Annotated in this window: 20 protein-coding genes and 1 riboswitch; of the genes, 10 read left to right on the forward strand and 10 right to left on the reverse strand. The window is 61.5% G+C overall.

The window, feature by feature from the left end; translation table 11 throughout:
• Nucleotides 1-5: 5 nt before the first annotated feature.
• The 4 genes from deoC to FFM53_RS24315 all read right to left on the reverse strand — a co-directional run bounded on the left by deoC (nucleotide 6) and on the right by FFM53_RS24315 (nucleotide 4,909).
• Nucleotides 6-1,034: a deoxyribose-phosphate aldolase gene (gene deoC, locus FFM53_RS24300; protein ID WP_168288369.1), complete on the reverse strand. Its 1,029-nt coding sequence runs from the start codon at nucleotides 1,032-1,034 to the stop codon at nucleotides 6-8.
• 177 nt (nucleotides 1,035-1,211) lie between these two features.
• The gene (locus FFM53_RS24305; protein WP_130668602.1) at nucleotides 1,212-1,934 is read right to left on the reverse strand and encodes a DeoR family transcriptional regulator; all 723 of its coding nucleotides are present in this window, start codon (nucleotides 1,932-1,934) and stop codon (nucleotides 1,212-1,214) included.
• 386 nt (nucleotides 1,935-2,320) lie between these two features.
• Nucleotides 2,321-3,079 carry an alpha/beta fold hydrolase gene (locus tag FFM53_RS24310; RefSeq protein WP_138329209.1) on the reverse strand — a complete coding sequence of 253 codons (759 nt, stop codon included), beginning with the start codon at nucleotides 3,077-3,079 and terminating at the stop codon, nucleotides 2,321-2,323.
• Nucleotides 3,080-3,133: 54 nt separating this feature from the next.
• On the reverse strand, nucleotides 3,134-4,909 hold the full coding sequence (locus FFM53_RS24315; protein ID WP_138329210.1) for a cytochrome c biogenesis protein DipZ: 1,776 nt from the start codon (nucleotides 4,907-4,909) through the stop codon (nucleotides 3,134-3,136).
• Between the two features lie 350 nt (nucleotides 4,910-5,259).
• Between FFM53_RS24315 and FFM53_RS24320 the strand changes: the two genes are divergently transcribed.
• From FFM53_RS24320 to maiA, 6 genes are all read left to right on the forward strand, one after another.
• Complete coding sequence (locus FFM53_RS24320; protein ID WP_138389004.1) at nucleotides 5,260-6,309, forward strand: alpha/beta fold hydrolase; 1,050 nt, start codon at nucleotides 5,260-5,262, stop codon at nucleotides 6,307-6,309.
• 124 nt (nucleotides 6,310-6,433) lie between these two features.
• Nucleotides 6,434-7,174, forward strand: coding sequence for a response regulator (locus FFM53_RS24325; protein ID WP_131644242.1), 741 nt, complete (start codon nucleotides 6,434-6,436; stop codon nucleotides 7,172-7,174).
• Nucleotides 7,171-8,493 carry a sensor histidine kinase gene (locus FFM53_RS24330; RefSeq protein WP_138389005.1) on the forward strand — a complete coding sequence of 441 codons (1,323 nt, stop codon included), beginning with the start codon at nucleotides 7,171-7,173 and terminating at the stop codon, nucleotides 8,491-8,493. Before FFM53_RS24325 ends, FFM53_RS24330 begins: the two co-directional genes overlap by 4 nt.
• 191 nt (nucleotides 8,494-8,684) lie before the next feature.
• Nucleotides 8,685-9,101 (forward strand): organic hydroperoxide resistance protein, encoded by a 417-nt coding sequence (locus FFM53_RS24335; protein WP_138389006.1) that lies wholly within the window; start codon nucleotides 8,685-8,687, stop codon nucleotides 9,099-9,101.
• Between the two features lie 102 nt (nucleotides 9,102-9,203).
• Nucleotides 9,204-9,353, forward strand: a complete 150-nt coding sequence (locus FFM53_RS24340; RefSeq protein WP_173883637.1) for a hypothetical protein — start codon at nucleotides 9,204-9,206, stop codon at nucleotides 9,351-9,353.
• 18 nt (nucleotides 9,354-9,371) lie between these two features.
• Entirely contained in the window at nucleotides 9,372-10,007 is a 636-nt protein-coding gene (gene maiA / locus FFM53_RS24345; RefSeq protein WP_138389007.1) for a maleylacetoacetate isomerase, read from the forward strand.
• Nucleotides 10,008-10,055: 48 nt separating this feature from the next.
• Here maiA and FFM53_RS24350 read toward each other — a convergent pair whose 3' ends face one another.
• Entirely contained in the window at nucleotides 10,056-11,045 is a 990-nt protein-coding gene (locus FFM53_RS24350; protein ID WP_138389008.1) for an aldo/keto reductase, read from the reverse strand.
• 14 nt (nucleotides 11,046-11,059) lie between these two features.
• The gene (locus FFM53_RS24355) at nucleotides 11,060-11,455 is read right to left on the reverse strand and encodes a (R)-mandelonitrile lyase (protein ID WP_138329217.1); all 396 of its coding nucleotides are present in this window, start codon (nucleotides 11,453-11,455) and stop codon (nucleotides 11,060-11,062) included.
• Nucleotides 11,456-11,588: 133 nt separating this feature from the next.
• Here FFM53_RS24355 and FFM53_RS24360 point away from each other — a divergent pair, with 133 nt between their 5' ends.
• The 3 genes from FFM53_RS24360 (at nucleotide 11,589) to FFM53_RS24370 (ending at nucleotide 16,286) form a co-directional block, all read left to right on the forward strand.
• Nucleotides 11,589-12,482: a LysR family transcriptional regulator gene (locus FFM53_RS24360; RefSeq protein WP_138389009.1), complete on the forward strand. Its 894-nt coding sequence runs from the start codon at nucleotides 11,589-11,591 to the stop codon at nucleotides 12,480-12,482.
• Nucleotides 12,483-12,634: 152 nt separating this feature from the next.
• Complete coding sequence (locus FFM53_RS24365; RefSeq protein WP_138389010.1) at nucleotides 12,635-14,146, forward strand: ATPase domain-containing protein; 1,512 nt, start codon at nucleotides 12,635-12,637, stop codon at nucleotides 14,144-14,146.
• A complete protein-coding gene (locus FFM53_RS24370; protein WP_281385728.1) occupies nucleotides 14,124-16,286 on the forward strand; it encodes a response regulator in 2,163 nt (720 codons plus the stop codon). Before FFM53_RS24365 ends, FFM53_RS24370 begins: the two co-directional genes overlap by 23 nt.
• On the opposite strand, the gene mobB is transcribed toward FFM53_RS24370, so the two are convergent.
• From mobB to FFM53_RS24385, 3 genes are read right to left on the reverse strand one after another with little or no spacing between them, the layout of a single operon-like run.
• The gene (gene mobB, locus FFM53_RS24375) at nucleotides 16,230-16,739 is read right to left on the reverse strand and encodes a molybdopterin-guanine dinucleotide biosynthesis protein B (RefSeq protein ID WP_138329220.1); all 510 of its coding nucleotides are present in this window, start codon (nucleotides 16,737-16,739) and stop codon (nucleotides 16,230-16,232) included. The two genes, FFM53_RS24370 and mobB, sit on opposite strands and share 57 nt — an antisense overlap.
• Complete coding sequence (mobA, locus tag FFM53_RS24380; protein WP_138389011.1) at nucleotides 16,736-17,365, reverse strand: molybdenum cofactor guanylyltransferase MobA; 630 nt, start codon at nucleotides 17,363-17,365, stop codon at nucleotides 16,736-16,738. The genes mobB and mobA overlap by 4 nt, the downstream gene beginning before the upstream one ends.
• A gap of 9 nt (nucleotides 17,366-17,374) precedes the next feature.
• Nucleotides 17,375-18,283: a DMT family transporter gene (locus FFM53_RS24385; protein WP_138389012.1), complete on the reverse strand. Its 909-nt coding sequence runs from the start codon at nucleotides 18,281-18,283 to the stop codon at nucleotides 17,375-17,377.
• A 328-nt stretch (nucleotides 18,284-18,611) separates the two neighbouring features.
• Between FFM53_RS24385 and FFM53_RS24390 the strand changes: the two genes are divergently transcribed.
• A complete protein-coding gene (locus FFM53_RS24390; RefSeq protein ID WP_138389013.1) occupies nucleotides 18,612-19,379 on the forward strand; it encodes an SDR family oxidoreductase in 768 nt (255 codons plus the stop codon).
• A 253-nt stretch (nucleotides 19,380-19,632) separates the two neighbouring features.
• Here FFM53_RS24390 and ribB read toward each other — a convergent pair whose 3' ends face one another.
• The gene (gene ribB, locus FFM53_RS24395) at nucleotides 19,633-20,268 is read right to left on the reverse strand and encodes a 3,4-dihydroxy-2-butanone-4-phosphate synthase (RefSeq protein ID WP_138389014.1); all 636 of its coding nucleotides are present in this window, start codon (nucleotides 20,266-20,268) and stop codon (nucleotides 19,633-19,635) included.
• Nucleotides 20,269-20,394: 126 nt separating this feature from the next.
• Nucleotides 20,395-20,545, reverse strand: a riboswitch (FMN riboswitch).
• Nucleotides 20,546-20,606: the final 61 nt, after the last annotated feature.

Here is a 20,606-nt window from a genome sequence, read left to right on the forward strand (position 1 = left end):
CTGGATCATCCAATCGGGTGTCTGTTGAGGGCCGAATAGGCACCGGTGACGTGATGCTCCAACTGCCGCTCGATATCCGCAAGCAAGCTTGATGCACCGATGCGGAAGAGGTCTGACTCCAGCCATTCGCGCCCCAGTTCGTCCTTCATCAGGAACTGGTAGTTCAACACGTCCTTCGCCGCGGAAATGCCTCCGGCCGGTTTGTAGCCGATCTTGATACCGGTGCGCTCCTGATAGGCGCGGATCGCCCGCAGCATGGTCAATGTCACGGCCAGCGTCGCATTGACGCCTTCCTTGCCGGTCGAGGTCTTGATGAAATCGGCTCCCGCCATCATGCAGACCAGCGAGGCCCTGGTGACATTGCGGAGCGTCTTCAGGTCGCCGGTCGCCAGAATGGCCTTGACATGCGCATCACCGCAGGCGGCGCGATATTCTTTCATTTCCTCGTAAAGTGCTGTCCAGTTGCCGGTCAGCACATGCTCGCGGGTGATGACGATGTCGATTTCCTTCGCGCCATCGGCAACTGACGCCTCGATTTCCTTGACCTTGAGGTGGTGCGGGCTGAGGCCGGCAGGGAAACCGGTCGAAACCGCGGCGACCGGAATGCCGGAATCTCCGAGCGCCTCGACGGCCGTTGCAACAAAACGATGGTAGACGCAGATGGCGCCGGTGGTGATCGAACGGCCGCTCATGCCAAGGGAATCCAGAATGTCGGCACGTATCGGATTCATCGCCTTCGCGCACAACCGCTTGACGCGTTCGGGGGTATCGTCGCCGTTCAATGTCGTCAGGTCGATGCAGGTCACCGCCTTCAGGAGCCAAGCCGCCTGTGCGTCCTTTTTGACGGTCCGGCGTCCGGGAAGCGAGGCTACGCGGCGCTCGGTGGCAGACAGGTTGACCCGGGTGTCAAGCACCCAAGACAGATCGAGTTCCATCCCGGTATTGCGCGGCCGGTTATGGGTGCCGCCCGGCAATCGCGAAGGGCCTCCATGATGCGCCGCGTTTGCCGCATTGTGAACAGCAACGGTTTCCAACTAGAATCCTCCCGATCCGAGCGTGAAGATCCTGTTGCCATCAAGTGCAGAGGCACGCAGAGGAAGCTTCACGACTGGCTCAAATGTGATTTTTTTTTCACTGTTTGTGAGGTTTGCATCACCGCGCCGCTGCGTCAAGTTTAGATTTCGACAGACGCAAAAAAAGTACGGGATTTCTCAGTCGAAATCGTTCATGCCGTTTTCGGTGATGACCACGTCGAACGACTTCATGTCGCTGAAAAAGGCTGGCTTGAGCTTGCCAATTTTGCTGCTGTCGGCGAGAAGAATATTCTTTCGTGCCCGGGACATCGCCTTTTTCTTGATCTCCGCTTCGTGAAAATGCGCGCAGGTTGCGCCACGCCGGGCATCGACACCGGCTGCCGATAGAAATGCCACGTTGATCACAAGCTGATCGAGCATTTCCAGCCCCGTGGCACCGGAAAAGCTCGCCGATGCTGGGTGGTAAAGACCACCGAGCATAACAAGGCGAACGTTGGGTTTTCGCGTCAGACGATCAGCGACATTCATGGCGTAACAGATCGCCGTTATGTGAATCTGGTCTGGGAGGAGATCGACCAGATAGGGTAAGGTGGTGCCGCAATCGAAAAACACCGTATCATCATGGTGAATGTAATCAATAGCTTGTGTGCAAACTTGCCGTTTTGCAGCGGCATGACTGTCGGCTGCCTTGGAAATTTCATAGGGATCGTTTTCCGCTTCGACAGCTGCAACGATGTGGCCGCCGAGAAACGCGAATTGGTCTGCATTGGCGCTGACATCACGCCGAACCGTCATCTCTGAGACGCCCAGGATCTCCGCAGCATTCTTGATGTGCAGAATGCGATGTTGTGAAAGGGCCTCGGATAAGACTGCGATGCGCCGGCCCTTGCGACTATCCATATCGCATCTCTCCCTTATCGTTTACACTTGGAATAGTGTTCTGATCAAAATTTAACAAGGGACTGCCATTCTCATCTTGTATGTCCCTCGAGCTACGATTCGGCATTTGCGCCGAGCTACAGCTTCTGCACCAGCCAGTTGCGCGCAAAATGGCATATCGTCACAATTTTACAGGGAAACCCCGCAATTTGAAATGAGAATTTGTGACCAATCTTCCATTTTCGTGATGGTATAGTCACAAAACTGCATAGATGGTGCCTCACTTCGGCTGCGGGGAAGCGGGTGACGACGAGATCGACATTCTCTGCCGGCAGCGGTTCGTCACGCCTCTGGTCGGGGTGGCCTTCCGACCAGAGGCTTGCTGAGGACATTCTTGGCTGCGCGCGCTACTCGCCGGCTTTCCTTGCTGCCGTTTCGATCGCATCGGCAACCTTTTCCGGTTGGGATGCGAAGACGGCGTGGCTTGCCTTTATTTCAGTCACGTCGCTTCCGGCACGTTTTGCCATGTCGCGTTCAAGCTCGGGGTTGATGGAGCGATCCTCGGTGGCGACGATCGACCAGCTTTTCTTGGTCCGCCATGCCGGCTGAGTGATCTTGGCGGAGAATGCCTGCTTCGAGGCGAAGACCTGTGACTTTGCCATGAAATCGGCTTCGGCTTGCGGAAGGTCGGCTGCGAAATCCGCGGCGAAGGCGCCCGGATCGAGATAGAGATATTTGCCGTCCTTCGTTTCCTTTATATCCATGCTGCCGGCGGGCTTCGAGCTGGCGAGGCTCAGCAGGCTTTCGCCCTTGTCGGGCTGGAATGCCGCGACATAGACCAGGCCCGCGACCGCGGGATCGTTGCCGGCTTCGGTGATGACCATGCCGCCATAGCTGTGACCGACGAGCAGGACCGGGCCGTCCTGAAGGTCGAGAACGCGCTTGGTCGCCGCCACATCGTCGTCGAGCGAGGTAATGGGTTGCTGGACGATGGTGACGTTGAAGCCGCGCTTCTCGAGAATGTCCGTCGCCTTGCGCCATCCCGAGCCATCGGCCAGCGCGCCGTGGACGATCACGATGTTCTTGACCGCGGCAGCCTCTGCGGCGAACGCGATGGCGGTGGTGGCAAATGCAAACGCTGCCGTGAAAAGAAGGCGTTTGTTCATGAGTATCACTCCTTTGGTCATTGTTGATGATCGGGATATTGATGCGTTTCAGGTTCAGCCGAACGTGAAGGCGTAAGCCTGCACGCCGGGATCGAGGAAGCGGATCTCGAAGTTGCGGGCGGCGACCATGCCGGACTGGCGGACGAGCTGATAAAGCCTCGTCGCGGTCACCGTGCCGTTGCCGTCGGCATCGATGTCTGACCCGTGGTCGGGCCCTGGCGCCTTGCCGTCGATCTTCACCTGGAAGCGGATCGGCTTGTCGCCGGCACCAGGCCCAAGAACGAGATGCAGATCGCGGGCGCTGAAGCGATAGGTGATGCCACCGCCCGACTGATCAAGCGTCGCCTGATCCCGGCCGACGATCCAGGTTCCGGACAGGCCCCAGCCATTGAGGCCCGGTTCGCCGATTGTATAATTTTGTGCCAGGTCAGCCTGCAGCCCTTCCGGAGAGGCGAAATTCGCCGCCTGTTCGTAGCCGAGATAGGTCTCGCCGGAGCGGATATTGCGGAGATCTGGGCCTGCTTCCACGCCCTTGGCATCCGGCGCGACCGGCGCGCTTGCCGTCGTCTGGCTGCCGGCCTCGCGCAACAGGTCCTGAATGGCCTTTTCGGTCCTGTTGTAATTGCCTTCGCCGAAATGGTGGTAGCGAATCTGACCCTTGGCATCGATCAGATAGGCGGCAGGCCAGTAGCTGTTTTCGAAAGCGCGCCAGATTTTGTAATCATTGTCGATCGCAACGGGATAGCCGATCTTGAAATCGTCGATTGCGCTTTTGACGTTGTCGATCTTCTTCTCGAAGGCAAATTCCGGGGCGTGGACGCCGATGACGACAAGGCCTTGATCGGCGTATTTTTCCGCCCAGGCCCTGACATAGGGGATCGTGCGAATGCAGTTGATGCAGGAATAGGTCCAGAAGTCGACGAGCACGACTTTGCCCCGCAATTGCTCTGATGTCAGAGGCTCAGAGTTCAGCCATTCGACCGCGCCGTCGAGCGAGGGGGCGCGGCCTTCGACGGGCAAGTCGCTGCGGAAGGGCTTCTTCGCATCAGCTGCGGCGATCATCACCTCGTTGCTCGCCAGCTCGGAAGATGCGCTACTGAGCGGCTTTGCATGCAGCCTGTCGAGCACGGCCTGTTCCAGCGATGTGGTGCTGGCATAGGAGAGCCGGGCGAGCAGGCTGGTGTCGAGGCCAAGCGCGATGACGGCGACACCCGCCAGGACGGCAGCGCCGAGCCCCTGACGAATCCTGTCGCCAACGCCGAGCGAACGCTTCATGGCGGCGAATATCCGGCCACCGACCAGCAGGGCTACCGCAAGCGAACTTGCAGCACCAGCGGCATAAGCGATCAGCAGGAAGGTCGTTTGCAGATTGGCGCCCTGCAATGCAGCTCCGGTCAGCACCAGGCCGAGAATCGGACCGGCGCAAGGCGCCCAGAGCATTCCGGTGGCAACGCCGAGAAGAAGCGCGCTCTTCACTGTCGTGGTGCCGCGCCCGCCGCCGGTGGCGTTCAGAAGATTGTTGCCAAGATCGACGACCGGCCGGGCAAGCGTGCTTGCGAAACGCGGCGAAAGCAGGCTCGCGCCAAAGAGGGCAAGCAGGACGATGGCGGCAAGGCGGCCATATTCATTGGCGCGAATGGCCCAGCTGCCGCCGACTGCGGCCAGCGTGGCGACCAGCGCGAAGGTGGCGGCCATGCCCGCCAGCATCGGCAGCGTGCTTCTGACGAAGGGCTGTCCGGCGCGGGCGAAGACGAAGGGCAGGATGGGGAGGATACACGGGCTGAGGATCGTCAGCGCGCCTCCGAGATAGGCAATGATCAGAAGTGTCATCATCGTTTCCTTTGAAACCGCTTGATCGGGCTCTGGGCGGCGATGGGGCCCGAACCAGCAACGGCGGGGATATGGCCGGCGTGAAGTATCCCCGATGTGTCCGGCTTTGCAGGAAAATGTACCGAAGTGTCGGGGTGGGGCGGCAGCGATACAAAGCGATACAAACTGCCGCAGCCGCGAGGAGACGACTGCAGCCAAGGCGGCCACTTGCCGAGGCCGCGCGATTGTATCGGAATGTATCCAGGCGGCCGGAAGCTACATCCGCATTCAAAAAACGGTTGCTTGCGACATATCAGGGATACAAGTAGAGCGCCTTTTCGCGACCGTGATCCATTCGACAGGAGAGACCGATGTCAGAGCAAATCAACCATCACCGCCGCCGTTTCTTCGGCATGACGGCAATCGCCCTTGCGGCCGTCGAATTCGGCGTGGCCGGCACGGCTGCCGCCCAGTCGTCTGCGACTGCCGCATCGGTGCCAGCTATAAAGCCCGGAACCAACACGTCCTTCGAAGCGCTGAAGCAGGTCAAGGCAGGCGTGCTCGACATCGGTTATGCCGAGGCGGGAAAGGCGGATGCCCCCGTCGTATTGCTCCTGCATGGCTGGCCCTATGACATCTATAGTTTCGTCGATGTCGCACCGCTGCTTGCCACGGCGGGCTACAGGGTGATTGTGCCTTATCTGCGCGGCTACGGGACGACCCGCTTCCTGGACGACCAGACGCCGCGCAACGGCCAGCCGTCAGCGCTCGCCGCCGATATGATCGCGCTGCTCGATGCACTCGATATCGAGAAGGCTGTGATTGCTGGCTACGACTGGGGCGGGCGGACCGCCAATATCATGGCGGCGCTCTGGCCCGAGCGCTGCAAGGCGATGGTATCGGTGAGCGGCTACCTGATCGGCAGCCAGGAGGCCAACAAGAAGCCGCTTCCGCCGAAAGCCGAACTCGCCTGGTGGTATCAGTTCTATTTCGCCACCGAACGCGGTCGTCAGGGATACGAGAGCAACACGCATGATTTCGCAAAGCTCATCTGGCAGACGGCATCGCCGAAGTGGAACTTCGACGATGCGACATTCGACAGGTCGGCCGCTGCCTTCGACAATCCCGACCACGTCGCCATCGTCATTCACAATTATCGCTGGCGCCTGGGGCTTGTCGAAGGCGAGGCAAAGTACGATGCCTACGAGACGACGCTCGCCGCAACGCCTGTCATTTCGGTGCCGACCATCACCATGGAAGGCGATGCAAACGGTGCGCCGCATCCGCAGCCTTCCGCCTACGCCGGAAAATTCTCCGGCAAATACGAGCATCGCACCATCGGCGGCGGCATCGGCCACAACCTGCCTCAGGAAGCGCCGCAGGCTTTTGCGCAGGCGGTCATAGACGTCGATCGTTTCTAGGTCGACGCTGCCGTGCAGCGCCTCGTTGCTCCGGCCAGCGGAATATGCGTAGGTCGCGTCTGTCGCTTCGGTCAGGAACAAAGCGACCGGCGCGGCCGCTTCTATCGATGGGGAATAGGGAAATATGGATCATGTCGATCACATCCTGATCGTCGATGACGATCGCGAAATCCGCGAGCTGGTATCGGGCTACCTGCAGAAGAATGGCCTGCGCACGAGCGTTGCTGCCGACGGACGGCAGATGCGCAGTTTTGTCGACGCCAATGCCGTCGACCTGATCGTGCTCGACGTGATGATGCCCGGCGACGACGGGCTGGTGCTGTGCCGCGAACTGCGCGCCGGCCGGCACAAGGCGATCCCGATCCTGATGCTGACGGCCCGCACCGACGAGATGGACAGGATCCTCGGGCTGGAGATGGGCGCCGATGATTATCTTCCCAAGCCCTTTGCTGCGCGTGAGCTTCTCGCCCGCATCAAGGCGGTGCTGCGGCGGACGCGGATGCTGCCGCCCAACCTGCAGATCAGCGAAGCCGGACAATTGCTGACCTTCGGCGACTGGCGGCTCGATACGGTTGCCCGGCACCTTCTCGACAGGGAAGGGACCGCGATTGCGCTGAGCGGCGCCGAATACCGTCTGCTCCGCGTCTTCATCGATCACCCGCAACGTGTGCTCAATCGCGACCAGCTTCTGAGCCTGACGCAGGGCCGCGACGCCGATCTCTTCGATCGCTCTATCGATCTCCTGGTCAGCCGCCTGCGTCAGCGGCTGGGCGACGATGCGCGCGAACCGACTTATATCAAGACGGTGCGCAGCGAAGGCTATGTGTTTTCCGTCCCGGTCGAAATATCGGAGCCGCGCCGATGAAGGCGGCAATCCCCTTGCCTTCGGGCCTGACGTGGCCGAGCACGTTGCGGTCGCGGATCTTCCTGATCCTGCTGATCGGGCTGGCCTTGGCCTACGGGCTGTCCTTCAGTGTGCTCTATATGGAGCGGTACATGTCGGCCAAGGCCGTGATGCTCGGCACGCTGGAAAACGATGTTGCAACGTCGATTGCGGTTCTCGATCGGCTTCCGCCCGGCGAGCGCGGCGACCTGCTCGACCGGCTGAGCCGCGGCAATTACCGTTTCGTGCTCGGGCCCGGCCTTCCCGGCGTGCCTGACACGTCAAGCAAAGGGGCGGAAATCTCAGGAAAGATCGAGGAGGCTATCGGGCACCGCTTTCCAATCCGGATCGAACGGATTCCAGGCGATGTGAACCGGCTGCAGGCGCATCTGACGCTGAGCGACGGAAGCCCGTTGACGATCGACGTCACGCCGAAGGGCGTCATGCCGATCGCCGCATGGCTGCCTTATGTCTTCGTCATCCAGATGGCGCTGCTCATCCTCTGTACCTGGTTTGCGGTTCGCCAGGCGATCCGGCCGCTTGGCGAGCTTGCCGCCGCCGCCGATGCCCTCGACCCGAACAAGGACGGTCCGGCCTTGAGCGAGGCGGGGCCGAGCGAGGTCGCGCATGCGGCAAAGGCGTTTAACGCGATGCGGGAGAGGATTGCCCATTACCTCGAAGAGCGCGTCCAGATCCTGGCGGCAATCTCGCATGACCTGCAGACGCCGATCACCCGCATGCGGCTGCGCGCCGACATGGCGGAGGAGTCGCCGGAGAAAGACAAGCTGGTGCATGATCTCGGCGAGATCCAGCGTCTCGTCCAGGACGGGATTGCCTATGCGCGCAGCGCGCATGGCAACGGCGAGAAGAGCGCCCGGATCGATCTCGCTTCGTTCATCGACAGCATAGCCTATGACTACCAGGATATCGGAAAGGCCGTCACCGTCGTCGGGCTGGTTCAGGGCGCCGCCTTCACCAAGCCGCATGCACTTCGCCGAATCCTGTCGAACTTCATCGACAATGCGCTGAAGTTCGCTGGTGCTGCCGAGATTAGTGTCGAGCGCAGCGCCGAGAACGATATCGTGATCACAGTCATGGATCGCGGGCCGGGAATTCCGGACGATATGCTGGAAGCCGCCATGCAGCCTTTCTTCCGGCTGGAACAATCCCGCAACAGGGAGACCGGCGGCACCGGTCTCGGTCTTGCTATCGCCCAGCAACTGACGGCCAAGATTGGTGGGTCGCTCCGGCTCCACAATCGCGCTGGCGGCGGGCTGGCAGCGGAAATCACTATCCGTTGACATCAGAGGCGCTGCAAAATTTCGAGACGTTTTGTATGTGAAGATGTCCTCGATACCGGATGCTACGCTTTGTGACATTTCGGGCGATTTCGGAAACATGGCGGATATATCCGTCGGTCAAACCACACTCCGTCAACCCGGCCGCGCAGCGCGGCCAGTCGCCTGGAGCGACGCAACACAAGGAGTGTTCCATGACAAAGATCGATAAGGTTCTCTATACCGGCAAGACCCATACGACGGGCGGGCGCGATGGCGCTTCGCACAGCGACGACGGCCAGTTGGAGATCAAGCTTTCGCCTCCGGGCAGCAACCGCGCCGGCACCAATCCCGAACAGCTTTTCGCCGCCGGCTGGTCTGCGTGCTTCATCGGCGCGATCGGCTTTGCCGCGGCTAATCAAAAGGTCAAGCTTCCAGCCGATCTTGCCGTTGACACCGAGGTTGATCTCGGAACAGCCGATGGCGGCTATTTCCTGCAGGCCCGTCTCAAGGTCAGCGTGCCCGGGATCGAAGCGGATGTGGCACGAGCCCTCATTGAAGAGGCTCACCAGACCTGCCCTTACTCGAAGGCTACACGCGGCAATATCCATGTCGAATTGAGCGTTGCCTGACGAATACATTGCCCGCCGAAGGCCATTGGCTGCGGCGGGCAAAGGACAGGAGCCGAAAGCAAACAGGACGAGGCCGACCGGGCCTCGCCGATGGAGGATCTGATGAGATTGATGATCATCTGCATTCTGGGAGCGGCGGTCTTCGCCGCGCCCTGCATCTACGACGTAAGCTCGCAGGAGCCTTCGCCGCTAGCGGGCCTCGTGACGGCGGCATCCGCAGCGTCGTCTTCCGGGGAGCAGCCGCCATTTTAGATCACCAGGAGAAAGACAGTGAAACTCTATCAGAACGAAATTTCTTCGGCGACGTCGAGAGTCGGTATCGCGCTCGCTCTGAAGGGACTGACGGCAGAAGCGCTGCCGGTTAGCATCCTCGGTGAAGATGCCGAGAGCCGGCAGGCCGGATATCGCAGCGTCAATCCGCAAGGGCTGGTGCCGGCCTTGCTTACGGATAGCGGCGTCCTCATCACCCAGTCACTGGCGATCGTCGAATATCTCGACGAGTTTCACCCCGAACCGCCGCTGCTGCCCGACACGGCGGAGGGCAGGGCGCTGGCGCGGTCGATCGCGCTTGCAATCGCAGCCGAGATCCATGCGCTGCTGCCGCCGCGCATCGGCCTGCACCTCAAAACGGCCTTCCAGGCGGATGCCGATGCCGTTGCAGCCTGGAGCCGTCACTGGGTCGGCGAGGGAATGGCCGCTGTAGAGACGATGATCGCCGGCCGCAGGCAAGGCGCCTTCGCCATCGGCGACCGGCCTGGTATTGCCGATATCTTTCTCTTCCCGCAGGCGATCAGCGCCCGGCGCATGGGCTTCGATCTCGCCCTGTGGCCCAATATCGCGGAGATTGTCGGCAGGCTCGAGGCGATCCCGGCTTTCCAGGAGAATGCACCGGCGCCGAGACGATGATGCGATCAATGAAGAAGCGACCGCAAACGATGGCGGCCGTTTCTTTTCTCAGCGGTTGACCCTTGCCTGCAGATGCGCGGGATATCGATCGCCTTCCACCTTGATGGTGGCGAGCGCGCTTTCGATATTGCCGAGATCCTCGGCCGTCAGTTCGACCTCGGCGGCCCGGATGTTCTCCTCGAGGCGATGCAGCTTGGTGGTGCCGGGGATCGGCACGATCCAGGGCTTCTGCGCCTGCAGCCATGCGAGAGCGACCTGGGCGGAGGTGGCCTTCTTGCGGGCGGCGATTTCTCCGAGACGATCGACGAGCGCCTGGTTGGCCTTTCGCGCCTCCTGAGAAAAGCGCGGCACGACGTTGCGGAAATCCTTGCTGTCGAAGGTGGTCGTTTCGCTGATCGCGCCAGTCAGGAAGCCCTTACCGAGCGGGCTGAAGGGCACGAAACCGATGCCGAGTTCTTCGAGCGTCGGCAGGATTTCCTGCTCGGGCTCGCGCCACCACAGCGAATATTCGCTCTGCAGTGCCGCCACCGGCTGGACGGCATGGGCGCGGCGGATCGTCTGGGCGCCCGCTTCCGAGAGGCCGAAATGCCTGACCTTGCCTTCCGCGATCAGCGCCTTGACCGTGCCGGCGACATCCTCGATCGGAACATCGGGATCGACGCGATGCTGGTAGAAGAGATCGATGACATCGGTCTTCAAACGCTTCAGCGCCTGGTCGGCCACCGCGCGGATCCGCTCCGGACGGCTGTTCATGCCGCTCTGGCCGCCATTGGCATCGAAGTTGAAACCGAATTTCGTGGCGATCACCACCTCTTCGCGGAATGGGGCGAGCGCCTCTCCCAGAAGCTCTTCGTTCTTATAGGGGCCATAGGCCTCGGCTGTGTCGAAGAAGGTCACGCCGCGTTCAAATGCCCGCCGGATCAGTGCTGTCGCTTCCTGAATATCCGTCGCCGGGCCATACCCGTAACTCAGCCCCATGCAGCCGAGACCGATGGCTGAGACTTGAAGTCCGCTCTTTCCAAGTTCACGCTTCTGCATAGAAGTTTCCTTTTCTAACCTTGGTATTGCGTGTCGGTGACATGCTCCATCCAGTCGACGACCTTGCCGTCGAGCTGTTCCTGGATGGCGATATGGGTCACTGCCGTCGTCGGCGATGCGCCGTGCCAATGGCGTTCACCCGGTGCGAAGCAGACGACGTCGCCGGCGCGGATCTCCTCGACGGGGCCGCCGTCGCGCTGCACGCGACCGCAGCCCAATGTGACGATCAACGTCTGGCCGAGCGGATGGGTGTGCCAGGCGGTTCGGGCGCCGGGCTCGAAGGTGACGCTGGCGCCAGCCGCGCGTGCGGGGCTGGTCACGGCAAACAGCGGGTCGACACGCACGCTGCCGGTAAACCAATCGGTCGGTCCCTTGGCCGATGGCTGCGAACCGCTTCGCTTGATATCCATCTTTGTCTTCCTTTCGATGCCGGGCTTTCGATGGCGGGTGGACATGTCTACTCGAGTAACAAGGTATTTAGGGCGTGCGCCTGGCCGCGATTAGATGGTATAAACGGCAAGAACCCATGAGAAAGTTTCATAAATGCCGCGCCCCGCCGTCAACGACCTCATCGCCTTCATCGCCGTCGCGCGCGCTCAAAGCTTCACCAAGGCGGCGGGCAAGCTCGGTGTGTCGCAGTCGGCGCTCAGCCACACCATCCGAGGGCTCGAGGAACGGCTTGGACTGCGATTGCTGACACGCACGACCCGTAGCGTTTCGCCGACGGAAGCCGGCGAACGCCTGCTGGTCTCCATCGGACCGCGGCTCGACGAGATCGAGAGCGAGCTGGCTGCCTTGAGCGCGTTCCGGGAGAAGCCGGCAGGCACGATCCGCATCAATGCCGGCGAGCATGCGGCCGATGCCGTCCTCTGGCCCGCCTTGCAAAAGCTGCTGCCTGATTATCCCGATATCAATGTCGAGATCATCGTTGACTACGGTCTGACCGACATCGTCGCGGAGCGCTACGATGCGGGGGTGCGGCTGGGAGAACAGGTAGCGAAGGACATGATCGCGGTGCGCATCGGCACCGACATGCGCATGGCCGTGGTCGGCGCTCCCGCCTATTTCGACACCAGGCCGAAGCCGCTGACGCCGCAGGACCTTACGGATCACAATTGCATCAACCTGCGCCTGCCGACCTATGGCAGTGTCTATGCCTGGGAGTTCGAAAAGGACGGGCGCGAACTCAGGGTTCGCGTCGAAGGACAGTTGGTCTTCAACAATATAGCGCTCCGGCTGAATGCCGTGCTGGCCGGTCTGGGCCTTGCCTATATGCCGGAGAACTTGGTCGAGACGCATCTTGCCGAGGGGCGGCTGGTGCGGGTCCTTGAGGATTGGTGCCTGCCGTTTTCCGGCTACCATCTCTACTATCCGAGCCGCAGGCATACATCGCCGGCATTCGCCCTCGTCGTCGATGCGCTGCGCTATCGGGGATAGGTCTCGCCGTTTCGAGCTGTCCGGACAGGCATGGATCCGAGCTACCTGACGTTCAATCGATTGGTTCTTGCTGGAGGTGAAATCATGCCGCCGGCAATTTGACATTCCATCGCTCGCCGCTAATTCACACTTGAAATTGAAGGAAACAGTGAATGAATACTGCGGCGTCTGCCACGAAAGCTCGGACCGGCGTGTCCGGTTTGGATACAGTTCTGGCGGGGGGCCTTTCGCCGGGGCACGTGTTTCTCCTGGAGGGAAATCCGGGAGCGGGCAAAACGACGATTGCGCTGCAGTTCCTGATCGAAGGTGCGCGGCTCGGCGAGCAGGGGCTCTACATCACCCTTTCGGAAACCGAGAGCGAACTCCGAGCCGGCGCCGCATCGCACGGCATGGTGATCGATGGCAATATCGAGATCTTCGAGGTCGTGCCGCCGGAAAGCCTGCTGGATGCCGACCAGCAGCAGAGCCTGCTTTATTCGTCGGATCTTGAACTCGGAGAGACGACAAGAGAAATCTTCGCCGCCTTCGAGCGGGTCAAGCCGAGCCGGGTGGTTCTCGACAGCCTATCCGAGATAAGGCTTCTCGCACAAAGCTCGCTGCGCTACCGCCGACAGATTCTTGCGCTCAAACATTATTTTGCCCGGCAAGGGGCGACCGTGCTTCTCCTCGACGATCTGACCTCCGACACGCTCGACAAGACGGTACACAGCGTCGTGCACGGGGTTATCCATCTCGACGAGCTGGCGCCGAATTACGGCTCCGAACGGCGACGCCTGAGGGTGATGAAATACCGCGGGCAGGCTTTTCGCGGCGGCTACCACGACTTCACCATCCACACCGGCGGTGTCGTCGTGTTTCCGCGTCTCGTCGCCGCAGAACACAGGTTGAATTATGTTCGCGATCAGCTTCCCAGCAATATTGCAGAGCTGGACCTTCTTCTGGGCGGAGGGCTCGAGCGAGGGTCCAGTACACTGATCCTCGGTCCCGCCGGCACCGGCAAGAGCACTTTTTCCTTTCAATTCTTGATGGCGGCCATCGCGCGCGGAGAAAGGGCGGCTGCCTTTATTTTCGACGAGGAGCTCGGTTTGCTGTTCGCCCGCCTAAAACAGCTCGGGATAGATCTCGAGGGACTGAGGGATGAGGGTCTGCTGCACATCGAGCAGCTCGATGCCGCGGAACTGTCACCCGGCGAATTCGCCCACCGCGTGCGGACTTGTGTCGACAGGTCAGGCGCCAAGACCGTCGTCATCGACAGCATCAATGGCTACCAGGCTTCGATGCCGGATGAAAATTCGCTGATATTGCATATGCACGAGCTGCTGCAATATCTGAATAGACAAGGCGCGAACACCTTCCTTACGGTCGCCCAGCACGGACTGGTCGGCGATATGAAATCACCTGTTGACGTTACCTACCTCGCCGATACCGTCATCCTCCTGCGTTACTTCGAGGCCGTGGGACGTGTGCGGCGGGCGGTCTCCGTCATCAAGAAGAGGACCGGCCAACACGAGGACACCATCCGGGAGTATCGGATCGATGCGGACGGCCTGACGATCGGAGATCCCATCGTCGGTTTTCAGGGGGTGCTTCGTGGCGTCCCGGACTTCGTTGCAAAGTCCGCAGCGCTTTTGCCAACCGACAGTGAGGGCGGCGGCAATTCCTAATTCCAGTAACCCGAAGGCACTGATCTATGCACCGGCCGGACGCGATGCCCAGGTTGCGGCATCCTTGAACGATGAGGCCGGACTATCATCGATCGCAGTTGCCGATTTGAATCTCTTCGCGTCATCGCTGGATGACGACATCGCGGTTGGCGTGTTGACGGAAGAGGCCGTTCGCGGCAGTGACCTGAAACGGATCGCTGCCTGGGTTGCCGCCCAACCAAGCTGGTCCGATCTGCCGTTCATCGTCCTTACCCGCCGCGGTGGCGGACCTGAACGAAATCCAGCCGCTGCCAGGCTTTCCGAGGTTCTCGGTAATGTCGCTTTTCTGGAGAGGCCGTTCCATGCGACGTCCTTTATCAGCGTTGCCCGCACAGCTTTAAAGGGACGTCTGCGCCAATACGAAGCGCGCGCCCGGCTCGAGGCTCTGAGCGAGGGAGAACGCCGATTGCAGACGGCACTCGCCGCCGGTCGTCTCGGGGCATGGGAGCTGGAACTGTCCTCTATGGCCTTGTCGGCCTCGGCGACCTGCAAAGCGGTCTTCGGCCGCGGGCCGGATGACGATGTCACCCGCGACGATCTGATCGCCAGCATCCACCCCGATGACCGGGACCTTGTGCTGGCACGCCTGCGCCGGACGATTGATACCGGAGAAGACTATTCGATCGAGCACAGGACGATCTGGCCGGATGGATCACTGCATTGGACCGAAGTCCATGCGCAGCTCTACGCCGACAGATATGGGTCCGCCAGCAAACTGGTCGGCGTCTGCTCCGATACCACCGCCCGCAAGACCATCGAAGAAAATCTGAGACGGCTCAATGAGAACCTCGAAGAGCGTGTGAGGGAACGGACCAGGGAGGTCAACGCTGCCCACCAGACCCTGCTTGAGGAGGTCGCCCAGCGCGAAAGGGCCGAGGAGCAGCTTCGCCAATCGCAGAAAATGGAAGCGATTGGCCAACTGACCGGTGGCGTCGCCCATGATTTCAACAATCTGCTGATGGTTGTTCTCGGAAATCTGGAGCTGCTCGGCAAGCACGTGGCTGGAGATGCGAAGGCGACGCGTCTGGTCGATGGCGCGGTTCAGGGCGCGCGACGCGGGGCGGCGCTGACGCAGCGGCTGCTGGCTTTTGCCAGACAGCAGGATCTGCAGGTCAAGCCCGTCGATCTGGCCGAGTTGGTCTCCGGCATGAACGACTTGCTGCGGCGCTCGGTCGGATCGTCGATCAGCATCGAAACCAGCCTGCCGGCGACGCTGCCGCCGGCGCTAGTCGATGCGAACCAGCTCGAATTGGCGCTGCTCAACCTTGCGGTCAATGCCCGCGATGCGATGCCGGATGGCGGGACGCTGTTGATATCGCTGCGTGAGGAGCAGGTGGCCGGCGATGACGTCGCTCTCGGCAAGGGGGCATATATTGTGCTGGCAGTGGCCGACAGCGGCACCGGCATGGACGCGGAGACGCTGAAGAAGGCGGTCGATCCGTTTTTCTCTACCAAGGAACTCGGAAAGGGCACGGGCCTAGGCTTGTCGATGATCCACGGACTTGCCGTTCAGCTCAATGGCGCACTTCTTCTGACCAGCGAGCTTGGAGTGGGAACAATTGCCGAACTGTGGCTTCCGGCGACCGAACGGCGCCCCGAGCGGGCGATCGAAGCGGAACTGCCCGTTCCGCAAGCTGCATCCAGACTGAAGATCCTTCTGGTCGATGACGATGCCTTGATCGCCATGAGTTCGGTCGACATGCTTGAAGATCTCGGCCACGAGGTCGTCGAAGCAAACTCCGGCGCGCAGGCGCTGGAACTGATCAGCAGCGGTCAGCATTTCGACCTTGTCATAACCGACTATTCGATGCCTGGTATGACCGGCGCACAGCTTGCTCAGGCCGCACGGGACATTCATCCGGCATTGCCGATCGTGCTGGCGACAGGTTACGCCGATCTTCCTGCCGGCACCGATATCGATCTTCCGAGATTGGCAAAGCCCTATGATCAGGCTCAGCTCGCCAAGGAAATTGCCAAGGCGATGGCAAGCGAAACGGTTCCGCTTCTCAGGTCCGGCGGTGACGCAGGTGGTTCAAAGCCTCGCCTATCCAAGGCCGACGATGTCAGCGATAAAATCGGCGATGGCGCCTGTGTCGTCTAGATCGAAGACCGGCAAGGCCGTGTCCGTGACGGCATGATCGGCGGCGATGGCGCAGATATGGGGATCGCTTGGCGCCAGCGGTTCGCGATTGGCGGCCTCCAGGCGGCGGGCCTCGATCTTCGGGATCGGCTCGCGCTTGTAACCTTCGATCAGCACGAGATCGCAGGGGGCGAGACGGGCGAGGATCTCCTCGAACTCAGGTTCTGGCGCACCGCGCAGCTCGTGCATGATGGCGTAGCGCGTGCCGGAGACGATGGTGACCTCGTGAGCGCCGGCTTGGCGGTGGCGGTAGCTGTCGGCCCCGACCTTGTCGATGTCGAAATCATGATGGGCGTGCTTGATCGTCGAGATCCTGTAGCCGCGGCGAGTGAACTCCGTCACCAGCCGGACGGCGAGCCCCGTCTTGCCTGAGTTCTTCCAGCCGGCGATGCCGAAGATTTTCGGTGCGGTCATCCGCGAAGGGCCTCCAGCCAGCGTTCCGCCTCGACGAGATCGTCGGGCGTATTGATGTTGAAGAAGGGATCCAGCAGGCTGGCACGGGTCGGATGCAGCGGAAACGCCACTTCCGTAACGTCATGTCGTAACAGGAAGTCGCGTACGCGGCGCTTCTCGTCGGTGGCGATCCAGGCTTCGAGATCGGCGGCCAGCGTCACCGGCCAAAGCCCGAAGACAGGATGGCTGCGGCCCTCGGAGGCTGCAATGGCGACCTGCGAGGGGTGGTCGACCGCTGCCGCCAGCCGGGCGACGAGATCGGCCGGGAAGAACGGGCAATCCACCGAGACGGTGACGACATGGGTGGTCGACGGCAGGCCGGCGGCATAGACCATGGCCGCATGGATACCGGCCATCGGCCCGGCCTTGCCGCGAAAACGGTCGGGAACGACAGGCACGCTCTCGGCGGCGGCATCGGCGTTGACGGCAACGAGCGGGGCCTGCTGCGAGAGGCGGGTCAGCACATGGTGGAGCAGGCTCTCGGCCCCGAGCATCACGCCCGCCTTGTCGCGGCCCATGCGCTGTGAGCGGCCGCCGGCCAGCACGACGCCCGCTATTTGAGATTTATCCAATGAGAATTCAGCCATCATCCTTCCTCAAACCGGCGCGCGCGGCGCGGATTCCTGCGCGATCGGCGACACGCGGCGCTTGGCCTCACGATAGAACGTATAGAGGCCGGAGGCGATGACGATCGCAGCCCCCACGAGCGTCCAGCTGTCAGGCACTTCGGCGAAGAAAAAGAAGCCGAGCACAGAAGAGAAGATCAGGCTGGTATAGCGGAACGGCGCTACGAAAGAGATTTCGCCAGTGCGCATGGCGAGGATGACCGACTGATAGCCAACGAGCACCAGCACCGATGCGAGCACGAGATGACCAAGCGCGGTGGCGCTGACCGGCTGCCAGCCGCCAAGCACTGGAATGAGCAGCGCACCGAAGAAGGAGGCTGATATGGCGGTGATGACGGTTATCATCAGCGAGGGAATCTCCGGACTGATGCTCCGGGTGGCGAGATCGCGGCCGGCCGTCGTCAGCACCGCGGCGACGCAGAGGAGGGCGGCGGCGGTGAATCCCTCAGGGCCGGGACGAATGATGATCATCACGCCGACGAGGCCGACGAGGATCGCCGACCAGCGCCGCCAGCCGACCGGCTCGCCAAAGAAGAGCGCCGCGCCGAAGGTGACGACCAGTGGCAGCGATTGCAGGATCGCCGAGGCATTGGCGATCGGCATCATGCCGAGCGCGGTGATATAGGTGACGGCGGAGAGCGTCTCGCAGATGATCCTGAAAATGATCATCGGCTGCAGCATGATGCGCCAGGAACGCAGCGCGCCCATTTTCCAGGCGATCAGATAGACGAGCAGGCTGGTGAAGAGGCCGCGCAGGAACATGATTTCGCCAGCGTTCATATAGCCGATCACCGATTTGGACAGAGCGTCGCTCGCGGAAAAGCCGGCCATCGCCATACTCATATAGATGGCGCCCTCAGTATTGCGTGACCGCGGCATGAAGAGATTCCCGTTACCTGTGCGCCCCTTTTAGTCGCGAAGATGCATGAAGGGAATCGGATGAATGTCACACCAGGCATAAATCGATGATGCGGTGCACAATGGCACTGATGCCAACGCAGGCGTGTGGGTGGAAGTCCAGGCAAATCTCCGTTTTATAAGCTGAATTCCGATAGTTCCGACGCCGCAATCAAGGCGTCGATGAGGAGGCGCCGTCGCACTGCCGGTTCGGCCATAGGCGTTTTTCCCTCCCTGCGCGGGAAACGGGTGGCTGCATCGTCTGATCTTTGAGCATCTCAGATCTCGCAACAACCCAGGAGAGACCGATATGACACTTCTCAACGACAAGATCGCAATCATCACCGGCGCAAGCTCCGGTATCGGCCGCGCCGCGGCGAAACTCTTTGCGCGGGAAGGCGCCAAGCTCGTGGTCACCGGCCGGCGGCAGGACGCGCTCGATGCCGTCATCGCGGAAATCGAGGCGGAGGGTGGGCAGGCCGTCGCCATATCAGGCGATGTCAAGGACGAAGCGCTGCAGGCAAGGCTCGTCGAAACGGCGGTCTCGCGCTTCGGCCGGCTCGACATCGCCTTCAACAATGCCGGCATCCTCGGTGAAATGGGGCCGGTCGCCGGGCTGTCGCTCGAGGGCTGGCGCGAGACGATCGAGACCAATCTCACCGCCGCCTTCCTCGGCGCCAAACACCAGTCGGCGGCGATGGGAAAAGGCGGCGGATCGCTGATCTTCACCTCGACTTTCGTCGGCCACACCGTCGGTATGCCTGGCATGGCCGCCTATGCGGCGAGCAAGGCGGGGCTGATCGGCTTCGTGCAGGTGCTCGCCGCTGAACTCGGAGCGCAGAAGATCCGCGTCAACGCACTGCTTCCTGGTGGCACCGACACGCCCGCCAGCATTACCAACGCGCCTGATGCCACGCCGGAGGTGCTCGCCTTCGTGGAGGGGCTGCATGCGCTGAAACGCATGGCGCAACCCGAAGAGATCGCCAATGCGGCGCTTTTCCTCGCCTCCGACATGTCGAGCTTCGTGACCGGCACGGCGATGCTGGCCGATGGCGGCGTTTCAATCAGCCGGACATAGGGCAGGAAATATGGTGTGCTGTGGCAACCAGCCGTGCGCGTCTGGGACCCAGCCACCCGCCCTCGTCCTTCGAGGCTCCGGCCTTTGGCCTGCGCACCTCAGGATGAGGGCTGATTGTGGTGCCGTGTGGTTGGCGGGCTGATCAAGGCTCCAGGCATCCCGGGCTGACGAGCCTGCTCACGCCCTCTCTCCAGCCTCATCCTGAGGTGCCCCGCAGGGGCCTCGAAGGACGGGGCTGGCCGCTTTGCACGGATCAAGCGACTTCGCGTATGTCTCTTGCCGCCTGGCGGTCGAGATAGGCGACCAGGTCCTCGATGGTAACGAGGGGGAGGTTATGGCGTTCGGCGAAGAGCGTGAGTTCGGGCAGGCGGGACATGGTTCCGTCGTCGTTGGCGACTTCGCAGATGACGCCGGCGGGGACCCTTCCAGCGAGGCGGGCGAGATCGACGGCGGCTTCTGTATGGCCGGGGCGGCCGAGCACGCCGCGGGGGTTGGCGCGGAGCGGAAAGATGTGGCCGGGGCGAGCGAAATCGGCGGGCTTTGCGCGATCATCGACCAGGGCGCGGACGGTGGCGGCGCGGTCCGCCGCAGAAATGCCCGTCGTCGTGCCCTTGAGATAATCAACCGAGACCGTGAAGGCGGTTTTGTGCGATTCCGTGTTGTTGGGCACCATCAGCGGAATGTCGAGCGCATCGAGACGCTCGCCTTCCATGGCGATGCAGACGAGACCACGGGCGTGGGTCATCATGAAGGCGATTGTTTCTGGGGTGACGGCATCGGCCGCGACCACGATATCGCCCTCGTTTTCCCGGTTCTGGTCGTCGACGACGACGACCATCTTGCCGCTGGCAATGGCTGATATGGCATCTTCAATTGTTGCGATAGTCATGCTGTCTGGCCTTTCAAGGGTTATGTCAGCGGACTGACATGGTCTGCTCGGCTCAATCCGTGAGCGAGCCTTCTGCCCTTGGGCGAACAAACGTCAGCCGCCTCCAGGATGGAGTGCGACTGCCCGTGTTGTCCTCTTCCATCCGGACTATACCGTCGGCTCCGGCATCTCACCGGATCTGCTGACCTTCCGACAGGAGGTGCCGGAAGCGCTCGCGGGCTCCAGGATTGCTCCTGATACCGCCGGTGGGGAATTACACCCCGCCCTGAGAACACTTCAAAGATAGGACCAAAAACAGGCGGATGGCAAGGTCACTCGACCAGGCAAAAATGCAAAGC

The organism is Rhizobium indicum (assembly GCF_005862305.2).
Classification (GTDB): Bacteria; Pseudomonadota; Alphaproteobacteria; order Rhizobiales; family Rhizobiaceae; genus Rhizobium; species Rhizobium indicum.